The organism is Luteimonas terricola (assembly GCF_004352845.1).
Classification (GTDB): Bacteria; Pseudomonadota; Gammaproteobacteria; order Xanthomonadales; family Xanthomonadaceae; genus Luteimonas; species Luteimonas terricola.
Genome location: NZ_SJRX01000009.1, coordinates 66,855 through 77,084 on the forward strand (window position 1 = coordinate 66,855; position 10,230 = coordinate 77,084).

10 protein-coding genes and 1 pseudogene are annotated in these 10,230 nt (G+C 63.1%); 8 read left to right on the plus strand and 3 right to left on the minus strand.

Features of this window, described 5'->3' with window-relative positions; genetic code table 11:
- Positions 1 to 25 precede the first annotated feature (25 nt).
- The 3 genes from E2169_RS12805 to E2169_RS12815 are packed head-to-tail and all read left to right on the plus strand — an operon-like array spanning position 26 to position 2,404.
- Positions 26 to 715 carry a thiol:disulfide interchange protein DsbA/DsbL gene (locus E2169_RS12805; protein WP_132987007.1) on the plus strand — a complete coding sequence of 230 codons (690 nt, stop codon included), beginning with the start codon at positions 26 to 28 and terminating at the stop codon, positions 713 to 715.
- On the plus strand, positions 712 to 1,578 hold the full coding sequence (locus tag E2169_RS12810) for a thiol:disulfide interchange protein DsbA/DsbL (RefSeq protein ID WP_132987008.1): 867 nt from the start codon (positions 712 to 714) through the stop codon (positions 1,576 to 1,578). The genes E2169_RS12805 and E2169_RS12810 overlap by 4 nt, the downstream gene beginning before the upstream one ends.
- Before the next feature lie 25 nt (positions 1,579 to 1,603).
- Entirely contained in the window at positions 1,604 to 2,404 is an 801-nt protein-coding gene (locus E2169_RS12815; RefSeq protein WP_229659173.1) for an endonuclease/exonuclease/phosphatase family protein, read from the plus strand.
- Between the two features lie 113 nt (positions 2,405 to 2,517).
- Here E2169_RS12815 and E2169_RS12820 read toward each other — a convergent pair whose 3' ends face one another.
- Positions 2,518 to 3,909 carry a S8 family serine peptidase gene (locus tag E2169_RS12820; RefSeq protein WP_132987009.1) on the minus strand — a complete coding sequence of 464 codons (1,392 nt, stop codon included), beginning with the start codon at positions 3,907 to 3,909 and terminating at the stop codon, positions 2,518 to 2,520.
- Between the two features lie 197 nt (positions 3,910 to 4,106).
- On the opposite strand from E2169_RS12820, the gene E2169_RS12825 reads away from it, so the two are divergent.
- On the plus strand, positions 4,107 to 4,550 hold the full coding sequence (locus E2169_RS12825) for an FKBP-type peptidyl-prolyl cis-trans isomerase (protein WP_132987010.1): 444 nt from the start codon (positions 4,107 to 4,109) through the stop codon (positions 4,548 to 4,550).
- Between the two features lie 821 nt (positions 4,551 to 5,371).
- On the opposite strand, the gene E2169_RS14285 is transcribed toward E2169_RS12825, so the two are convergent.
- The gene (locus E2169_RS14285) at positions 5,372 to 5,803 is read right to left on the minus strand and encodes a hypothetical protein (RefSeq protein WP_165942422.1); all 432 of its coding nucleotides are present in this window, start codon (positions 5,801 to 5,803) and stop codon (positions 5,372 to 5,374) included.
- Positions 5,804 to 6,201: 398 nt separating this feature from the next.
- Here E2169_RS14285 and E2169_RS12835 point away from each other — a divergent pair, with 398 nt between their 5' ends.
- From E2169_RS12835 to E2169_RS12850, 4 genes are all read left to right on the plus strand, one after another.
- Positions 6,202 to 7,032: a hypothetical protein gene (locus tag E2169_RS12835; protein WP_132987012.1), complete on the plus strand. Its 831-nt coding sequence runs from the start codon at positions 6,202 to 6,204 to the stop codon at positions 7,030 to 7,032.
- 1,232 nt (positions 7,033 to 8,264) lie between these two features.
- Positions 8,265 to 8,615 (plus strand): DUF4160 domain-containing protein, encoded by a 351-nt coding sequence (locus E2169_RS12840; RefSeq protein ID WP_165942423.1) that lies wholly within the window; start codon positions 8,265 to 8,267, stop codon positions 8,613 to 8,615.
- 85 nt (positions 8,616 to 8,700) lie between these two features.
- Positions 8,701 to 9,138 (plus strand): HIT family protein, encoded by a 438-nt coding sequence (locus E2169_RS14670; protein WP_165942424.1) that lies wholly within the window; start codon positions 8,701 to 8,703, stop codon positions 9,136 to 9,138.
- A gap of 72 nt (positions 9,139 to 9,210) precedes the next feature.
- A complete protein-coding gene (locus E2169_RS12850; protein WP_132987014.1) occupies positions 9,211 to 9,531 on the plus strand; it encodes a hypothetical protein in 321 nt (106 codons plus the stop codon).
- 518 nt (positions 9,532 to 10,049) lie between these two features.
- On the opposite strand, the pseudogene E2169_RS12855 reads toward E2169_RS12850, so the two are convergent.
- Positions 10,050 to 10,230: pseudogene (locus E2169_RS12855) on the minus strand (hypothetical protein); the annotation flags it as partial.

Below are 10,230 nucleotides of genomic sequence, written 5' to 3' on the forward strand. Positions count from 1 at the left end.
CTTTCTTTTTCGAGGACCCGAGCCGATGACCCAGCGCCTGTTCCCCGCCCTGTTCGCCCTGGCGCTCGCCGCCTGCGCGCTGCTTGCCCCGGGGTCTGCGCGCGCCGCCGACGGTCTGGTCGAGGGCCGCGACTTCGTCGCCATCGCCGGCGGCCAGCCGCTGGCCGCCGAGCCGGGCAAGGTCGAAGTGGTGGAGGTGTTCGCCTACTGGTGCCACGTCTGCAACGACTTCCAGCCGCAGCTCTCGGCCTGGCAGCGCAAGCTGCCCGCCGATGTCGCCTTCCGCTACCTGCCTGCGGCGTTCACGCACAGCGACGCCTACGCCCGCGCATATTTCGCCGCGGAGTCGCTGGGCGCGCTGGCACGCACGCATGAACCCACCTACCCCGCCATCCACACCAGGCAGTCGCTGCCGTCGCGCGGCGCGTCCGTGGACGAGTTCGCCACGCTCTACGCGGGCTTCGGCCTTGACCGGGCCGCGGTGGCCCTGGCGATGCGTTCGCCCGAGGTCGATGCGCGCATGGAGGCTTCGCGTGCGTTCGTCCTCGCCGCCGGCGTTCAGGGCACACCGTCGATCATCGTCAACGGCCGCTACCGCGTGATCGGCCGCAACTTCGGCGACATGCTCCGCATCACCGACCTGCTGGTCGCGCGCGAGCGCACCGCGGGCCACAACGATCCCGGAACTTCCGCACTACACGAGTCCAAGCCATGACCCAACGCCTGCTGTTCGCCCCCCTGATGTTGAGCCTGCTGCTCGTCGCCTGCGGCGGCGAGACCACGCCTGCCGACACCGCGCCGGCCCCCGCGCCGCAGACCGAAGCCCCGGCTCCGGCCGCCGATGCCGCGATCGCCGACGAACCGGCGGCCGATGCCACCGCGACCGACGCCGCACAGCCCACCACCGACGCCGCGGCCGAAGGCGAGCCCGCAGCGGCCGCCCAGGATCCCGCCGCCGAAGCCGCCGTGGCCTCCGCCGCGCAGGCCGCACAGCAGGGCCCGGCCCTGGTGCCCGGCACCGATTACGTCGAGATCCCCGGCGGCCAGCCCTTCGCCCCGCTGGAGGGCAAGGTCGAGGTGGTCGAAGTGTTCGCCTACTCCTGCGGCCACTGCGCGGCCTTCGACCCGCTGGTGAACGCCTGGAAGCGCCGCCTGCCCGCCGACGTGCGCTTCACCATGCTGCCGGCCGTGTTCTACGAGCAGGACAACTTCCCGAAGGCCTACTTCGCCGCCGAGTCCATCGGCGTGATCGACAGCGTGCACACGCCGCTGTTCAACGCCATGCACATCGAGCGCAGCCTGCGCCCGAACGCCAGCGCCGACGACATCATCGCCTTCATGGGCAAGCACGGCGCCGACGCCGGCCAGCTCCGCGGCACCATCGACAGCTTCGCGGTGAACGCGCAGATCGCGCGCACCAAGCAGTTCATCATCCGCAGCGGCATCGACGCCACGCCCACCGTGGTGGTGAACGGCAAGTACAAGGTGCGCGGCCGCAGCCTGGAGGACATCCTGCGCATCACCGACCAGTTGGTCGCGCGCGAGCGCGCAGCCGCCCAGGCCGGTGGCTCGCACTGACGCCAACACTGCGGCGCAGGTGATCGTGCCTGCGCCCATCCCTGCGGCCGCTGTCGACACGGACACCGCGCCGCAGCGGCTGAAGCTGCTCAGCGCCAACATCCAGGCCGGCTCCAGCACCCGCCGCTACAGCGACTACGCCACCCGCAGCTGGTCGCACGTGCTGCCCGCCGGCAACAAGCGCGGCATGCTCGACGCCATCGCCAAGCTGGCCGGGCGCCACGACATCGTCGGCCTGCAGGAGGCCGACCCGGGCAGCTGGCGCTCCGGCTTCACCAACCAGACCCACTACCTGGCCGAACGCGGCGGCTTCGACTACTGGACCCACCAGCCCAACCGCCGCGTGGGCCAGTTCGCTTCCAGCGCCAACGGCCTGCTGAGCAAGTTCGAGCCGCTCGAGATCACCGTGCACGCCCTGCCCGGCCGCATCTCCGGCCGCGGCGTGCTGGTGGCGCGCTTCGGCGAAGGCGACGAAGGCCTGACCATCGCAGTGGCCCACCTCTCACTGGGCGCGCAGTCGCGGGCCTCGCAGCTCTCCTTCATCGGCGAGCTGCTGTCCGACACCCCGCACGCCGTGCTGATGGGCGACTTCAATTGCACGGTCGACCGTCCCGAAATGCAGGCCCTGTTCCGGCAGACGCGGCTCGAGCCACCGTCGTGCATGGTGCACACTTTCCCGAGCTGGAAGCCGCAGAAGGCGATCGACCACATCCTGGTCAGCGACACCCTGGGCTGCCGCGACATGCAGGCGTTTCCGGCGGCGTTCTCGGATCACCTGGCGCTGTCGGTGGAGCTGGACGTGCCCGGCGCGGCGCTGAAGCGCTGAGGCCCATCCACCCCGCCCCTCCCCGCCATCCTGCCGACCCTGACCGTGGCACCGGCCGGCGTGTTCCGGCCGACAACACGCGGGCGGACCTGCCGCCCGCGTGCCCGCCATCGTCAGTTGGCGACAGCCGCCGCCGCGTTCACCCGTCCCGCGCCATAGAACGGGTCGTTGCCCGGCTGGCCAAGGTCATCGGCGGTGCGGCGCAGGATCGACTCGACCTGGGCCGGCTTGATCCCCGGGTACTTGCCATACACCAGCGCCGCGACGCCCGACACGTGCGGCGCGGCCATGCTGGTTCCGCCCGCCCACGAGTAGCTGGCAAACACCTGGCCACCCTGGATGGCGTAGCCGCCCGGCGCGAACACGCCGTCGAACACCCAGCACGGGTTTGCAACGCCGCCGACAATGCACAGGCTCTCCACTTCGGAGTCGAAGTCGCCGCCCGGTGCGGCCAGGCCGACCTCGGAACGCCCGTAGTTGGTGTAGCTCGCCGGCAGGTCCAGGTCAGCGCCTGCGAGGTCCAGGCCCCAGGCGTCGGGGGCCGTTGCCGACACCGCCAGCACGCCCGGCAGCCCGGCCGGGAAGGGCATCACGTTGGCGTCGTGGTCCATGTCGCGGGCGTCGTTGCCCGCGGAGGCCACCACCAGCACGCCCTGCTTGCGCGCGTACTGTGTCGCCCGCTTGGTCGCGTTGACCAGGGCGGCGATCTCGGCGCCACCGACCGGCAGGCCGCCCTGCACGCCCAGGCTCATGTTGATCACGTTCGCGCCCGCGTCGGTGGCGTGCACGATGCCCTGGATGATGCCGGCGAAGTCGCCGCTGCCGGTGAATTCGGACAGCACCTTGACCGCGATGATCCGGGCCTCGGGCGCCACGCCGATCGTGCCGATGCCGTTGTCGGGCGCGGCGGCGATGCCGGCCACGTGGGTGCCGTGGTTGAACCCGCCGACCAGCGCCCGGCACACGCCCTCGCCTGGCACGAACGAGGTCGAACTGGCGAGGTCAAGGTTCGGGGCGATGTCCGGGTGCAGGCAGGCGATACCCGAGTCGAGCACCGCGATGGTCGCGCCGTCGCCGCGCCAACCGGCGTTCCAGGCCCCTGCGAAGTCGATCGCCTTGGCGCCCCACTGCAACTCGAAGCGGACATCGTTGTCGCCCGAGCCGGGCGGATTGGCGTAGTCCGGTCCGATCTCGCCGTCGGTGATGGACAGGTGGTCCGGAATGTCGAACTGCAGCCTGACGTCCGCAGTCACCGACGCCAGCCCGGGAATCGCGCTCGCCGCCGCGGCGAACCCGGCCGCATCCGACTCCACGATGGCCACGCCGATCTGCGGCAGGTGCGCGGTGATGCGCCCTCCCGCCGCACTGATCGATTGCTGCTGCTGAGCACTGAGTCCGTTGCCGTTGGCGGCAACCACGTAGGTGGCGGCCTGGGCCGAGGCGGCCATCACAAGGCCACTGGCGGCAACGCCGAGCATGAGGGACAACCTGTTGCGCTGGTTCATTGCTGAAATCTCCGGTCAGGAATCGAAAACGCGGAATGACGCGGTACACCGCGAAACACGCAGTTGCGCCGGGCGGCCCCCTGTTCCTCCCCTTGCCGATGCATACACGCGGCTGGCGACCACTATCGGCCAAAACCACGCAGTCCGGCGCTACGATCGCCGGGCCAGCCTTCCGTATCGCCTCCGGAGCCCCCTGAATGTCCACCCGCGCCGCCTGCCTTGCCGCCACCCTCCTTGTCCTGCTCCTGGCCACCGCCTGCAGCCAGCCCCCGCCCTATACCGGCGGCGACGTCGCCGAACTGCAGCGCATCGATATGCGGGTGGGCGAAGGCCAGGTGGCCGCCGCCGGCGACGAGGTCAGCGTGCACTACACCGGCTGGCTCTACGACCAGGCCGCCCCCGACAGGCGCGGCACCAGGTTCGACAGCTCCCTCGACCGCGGCCAGCCGTTCGTCTTCATGCTGGGCAGCGGCCGCGTGATCCGGGGCTGGGATGAGGGCGTGGCCGGCATGCACGTGGGCGGCACGCGCGAACTGCACATTCCGGCCGACCTCGGCTACGGCGCAAGGGGAGCAGGCAAGGTGATTCCGCCGCAGGCTTCGCTGGTGTTCGAGGTGGAGCTGCTGGACGTTCGGCGGTAAGAGCGGGTGATCGTCGCGGCTCGCGGCAGCATCGCGTGCGCCGTGCATACCGGGAAAAATGAAGCGGTATTCGTTACCGCCTCATTTTTGAGGCTCTGATCGGGCCTATACCGGCCCGAAAGAGGGGTTTACTTAGGTTGGGCCTCAGGTTGACCGCTATACCGAGCCGAAAGGCGGCGGTAAAAATTTATCTCCTCGCCAGTGACTGATAGTCCAGACCGGAGTCCCTGCCCCGCGACCCGGCACACGCTTGTAGCTCCTTGATTACATGCCGCTTTTCGCTGTTGACCTGATTCCACGCAGCAGCGACTATCCCTTTTACCGCCCCAAGAATGGGGCCGACTTAGCGTTAGGCCTTGTTTCCCGCACTGTTGTTGCCGGGTTCCAGGCAATTTGTAGCGCCTCGCTTATCCGCAGCGTTTGCACCTCGTACGCGCGGTGCAGGCATCGGCAGGCTGCGCTGCAGCACCTCGGCTTCGGACAGGCGCAACTCTTCGCAAGATTCGACCTGCCGGGCGGCTTCGGGCAGTGCGCGGTGGGAGTTCTTGGCCGCGCGGGCCGCTGGCTTCGGCTTCGGCCCGGACAACTGAAAGCCTCAGGCTGCTCGGCCAGACTTGTTGTACTGTTCGGCTCAAGGGTTGGGCTGTCGCAAGGTCGGGCGCAAGTTCGGCGTGCGGCGGCCTAACAAGTCGTTCAAGCCGAAGCCGCTTCGTTACGCAAAACACATGGCAGGTAAAGCTTGCCATGTGTTTCGCTCCACTACGCGTCTCGGCTTAACTCTGGCGTTAGGCCTCATGACAAGCGAACTTGCGGATCACGTATCAACCTTGCTCCAAGGTCGCTGCGGCAGCCTTACAGAGGCGGCCCTGACTGACGGAAAAAAGATCGTGATCCACAACATCGCTTGGGGTCGAGACATGGGAGCTGCGAGTGATCACATCACCACCAACATCTCCCCAGGACCAAGCGTCCCGCACACCGTGGACTTCTTCACGACGGATAAGGTCGCGCTTCTCATTGCCCCAGAATCTGGCGCAGTTTTGTACCGCAAGCCCGCGGATGAGGCCTAACAATGCGTTCAAGCCGAAGCCGCTTCGTTGCGCAAAGCACATGGCAGGTACAGCTTGCCATGTGCTTTGCTCCACTACGCGTCTCGGCTTAACTTCGGTGTTAGGCGCTTGATCTGGACTGTACAAGAATGGGGAGAAACACATGGGCAGCTTTAGCATCTGGCACTGGATCATCGTGCTCATCACTCTTTCGATTCCGGTTGGCATTGGCCTCGTCATCTGGCTGATCGTTCGAGTGGCCAGAAAACCTGCAGCACCGTCGAGATCGACGGTTCTTGTCTCAGCCTCCCCACAGCCGTCTGCGGAAGCTCGGCTCCAAGAGCTCGCTTCGCTGCGGTCGAAGGATCTGATCACGGATGCGGAGTACGAGCAGCAACGTTCGGCCGTACTTAGCAGTGTCTAGGCACGCGCCTAACGAATCATTCAAGCCGATGCCGCTTCGCGGCACGGCTTGACTCTGGTGTTAGGTGCGTTCACGAAGCTATGCACCTTGCGACACCTAGTAACCGCTCGGCGAGCAGGGCGGTAGGTCACCACGGGTGATGGCTTTCGAAAAATTCTCCACTAGGACTACCTTCAATATGAAGTTACCTGCCGCTCTAGCTATTTTCTTACTACTTTCCAACAGTTCTGTGGAAGCAAAGGACCTCGGCTTATTCTACGGCGAGCCGACACCGGCTTATGCTCTCTATATCGCGCAAACGAACTTTGCCACGGAGAACTGCGCGGCGGCGGGATTAGTCCGAGATCAGAAGCAGTCGGAGCGCTTCCTCAGACATTTTAATAATGCGACTGAATCCAGGAGGTATGCTAAGAAAGACGAAGCTTTTGCGGCTAATCAGAATTTATTCCTATCAAACTACAAGGTTGCGTGGGAGGCCGGCACACACGAATTGCACGAGCGCTTTTGCAACAGTTACAACGATGACATAGCGGCGAAACAAAGCTTGTCCAAGTTCGCTGAGCAGGTGCTCTATTTTAGGTTTATCTTTTCACCCAAAACGGAAGAAAGTCTTGCCCGGGCACGCAAATGGATTAGCGTTCTGTCTGTTGTATCGGCGGTGGCGACGACTTCTGCCACCATTTCAGCAGGTCGTGATTCCGTTGCTGCAGCCAAGGCTGGAGATTGGGATACGTCAAACGAACTAATGGCCCAATCTCGCGACTTCAATACTATTGGTGCGGCCACAGTCGCTGCGTCGGGCCTTTCGCTTGAATCAATGCAGGACGCACCATTGATTTCTGTGCTGGACCAACCAAAAGCGGGCGCGGGATCGGGCGTTATTCGCTGCCCGACTGTTGATCACTTTTTTCGCTATCAGGCACCCGCCGATTCACCGCTCTGGACAACCTATATGAGCGTGCACTTACCATGCAGGGCGCCAAGCCTTGCGGATTCTGAGCAGATGTGAGGTTTACTCCATGCGAGGCAAGGATCACGCACCTAACAATTCCCTAAGGAGCTTCCCGTCATCTCCGTCTGCATGACGCTCTTTCCTGTAGCTTGAGGCGGTTGCTGGTGCTGTTGCTGGTACTCGTGTTGTGTTGCGGTGGTGCAATTGCGCGCCAGTGCGCTTCGACAACGGATGCCAGACTGCATTTCCCTGGGTTTGGGCTGCAGCGAGTTCGGCGCGGGTGCGGCAGCGGCGGCCTAACGAGTCGTTCAAGCCAGCTGCTTCGTTACGCAAATCACATGGCAGGTAAAGCTTGCCATGTGCTTCGTTCAACTACGCGTCTCACCTTAACTCTGGCGTTAGGCCGCACAGAAGTCTTATCGCAACTTGTGGTTTGATACACACTCTCATCACCTAACAGGGGAAGCAGAATGAAGTTCCGAGCTATCTTCGTCCTATGCGCAAGTGTTCTGGCTGTTTCCGCATGCGGGAACACAGTATCGCGAGCAATTAGTACTGGCGAAAACACCTACATCATGACCACTAAAGCGAAGCCAAGCCCGTTTGGCGTTGCTAACAGCGCCGACATGGGTTCGTTGATTGAGGAGGGTTCGGCTACTTGCACTGATCAGGGGCTGCGATTTGTACTTCTCGAACGCCAGGAGAATGAGGGACATGCTTTGAAGATGGGCGGAGGAAGTATTGAGTTCAAGTGCGTTGAGTAGGAGAGTCCAGTCAGTGGCGCATAGCAGTCCGCGGCTCCGGCGACTAGGAGCCAAGTGCTGCGGCGCGGCTTAACTTGAGTGTTAGGCCGCCGTTGACGTTCGCGACAAGGTGGAGTTGCCCAGTGAGATCGGCAGAGCGAATCTTCGCGGCGTTGTTCGGATTGCTGTTGATTGGCATCGGTATCTATGCCGCGCTGTTTCCGACTGTAGAGCCCGTCTGGGGTTATATCGGCGGCGTTCTGCTTACGGTGCTTGGAGGCAATGCGATCTACGCTGCCCTGAAGGACAGCGTCCTTGGATCTTCCTAATCGGATCCCTCCCATAAGCTGCGACTTGTTGTACTGTCAGGCTTAAGGGTTGGGCTGTCGCGTTGGTCATGCGCAAGGACTAGGCAGCAGCGGCCTAACGAGTCGTTCAAGCCGATGCCACATCGGGGCGCAAAGCACATGGCAGATACAGCTTGCCATGCGCTTCACGCCCCGCTGCGGCACGGCTTAACTCTGGTGTTAGGCCGCAATGAGAAGGATGCCCGATGAGTTGGAGAAGGAAATCACTGACGCCAAGAGCGTCGAAGATGCCTTGCCTGCTCTTGAGTGCCTTTTAAGCAATGGCTACAACGTCTGGACGGATGGCAGCCTCTACTTCATTAAAGAGCTTGTCGGTCGCGTCAATGGTCTAAGCCTCTACATCTACCCCAAGGATCACCCACCTCCTCATTTCCATATCCGGGGCGGGGGCATTGACGCATCCTTCTGCATCCAGGATTGCAGCCTTCTCAAAGGCCGCATTGATCCGAGGCACCAAGCATTGATTAAGTGGTGGCATCGGCGGGCCAAGAGTAAGCTGGAGGTTACGTGGGAAAGGCTGTCGAGCTAACGGCTGTGCGGCCTAACGATTCATTCAAGCCGATGCCGCTTCGCGGCACGGCTTAATTCTGGTGTTAGGCCGCTCGGAGAGAGCTGTGGCGAACGGATGCATATTCTGCGAGATCGTTGCCAAGGACGCGCCGGCCAGCTTTGTGAGAGAGGACGCACTTACCGTGGCCTTCATCGACACACGGCAGTTCCACCTCGGCCACATCTTGGTGGTGCCCAAAGCTCACTTGGCGGACATCCGCGAACTTGATGGTGAGACTGGAGCGGCTTTGATGGCGGCGGTAGTTGACGTCACCCGTGCCGTGTCCAGTGCGCTTTCCTGTCAGGGCATAAGCGTGTGGAATTCCAACGGGGAGGCGGCGGGCCAAGAGGTGCCGCATCTTCACTTTCATGTTCACCCACGCTGGCAGTCCGATCGGCTTCTGGAGGTTTACCCGTCGCCGCCAGGATCGCCAGATCGTGCCACACTCGATGCCTTGGCAGCATCCATACGGCCGCACTTACTATCCGGTAGCGCGGCCTAACAAATCATTCAAGCCGACACCGCTTCGCGGCGCGGCTTAATTCTGGCGTTAGGCCTCAAGAGACACATCATCGTGACTGAAGCTGAAGAACGAAAGCTGCTGAAGCAGATCCTCGAGGCACTTGACGAGGCAACGGTGAGAAGGTGGTCATGGCAGGCTTTTGCGCTGAACGCCGTCTCTTTCGCTACCCTAACCGTCATTGCAATGTGGCTATTCCAGAATCCTCATCTTCTAGATATCCCGCGAGTCGTCTCCCTCCTTGGGGCCGTTTTCGCCGGAGCCCTGATCGGTGCCGTAAGTACGTGGGCGCTGCTCTGCAAAAATGGCGCAGCTGTCCGAAAGTACATTGATTCGGAAAAGGTGCGAGCTCGGCTGGCTGAGCTTGAGCCCTAACAATTCATTCAAGCCGATGCCGCTTCGCGGCACGGCTTAATTCTGGCGTTAGGCCTGCCATGAGAGCAATCGGCAACCTGCTAGCCCTATCTCTTTGCAGCTCGTCAGCTGCGGCTGCTGGTGTGGGGCCGATTCCAAGCTGCTCGTCTGAGCTTGCTCCTCTGTCCATCGTCGCTCCGAGGCTGCCACCTCGGTTACACAACGAGTTCGTCGGAAAGGCCCAAGTGTCGTTCGTAATCGGCCGCACCGGACGTGTTGAATCGCCCAGTATCGTTTCGACAGATTGGCAGCCGGTCGGGCGCAGTGCTGGCCAACCGATTGGCTACAGCGAGGCGATTCTCGCTGCTGTTGCCCAATGGCGGTACCCGCCCCGTAAGAGCGCTTGTGGCCATGAAATTCCCGTAGAGTTCCTGATAGATGAGGCCCCGGACTCCGGTGCGGGCAGGCCTAACAATTCATTCAAGCCGACACCGCTTCGCGGCGCGGCTTAATTCAGCAACTGTCTTGAAGCGTGCCGCTCAAGCCAGTGCCAGGCCCTCGGCCCTCAGCTCGTCGCGGCGCCTCGCATTGACGATCCCGAGCAGCTTCCGCATGCACGCCACCAGCGCCACCTTGCCCAGCTTTCCACGTGCTCGCAGCTGCTGGTAGTGCGCCTTCATCGTGGGATCCCAACGCACGGCCGAGAGCGTGGCCATGTAC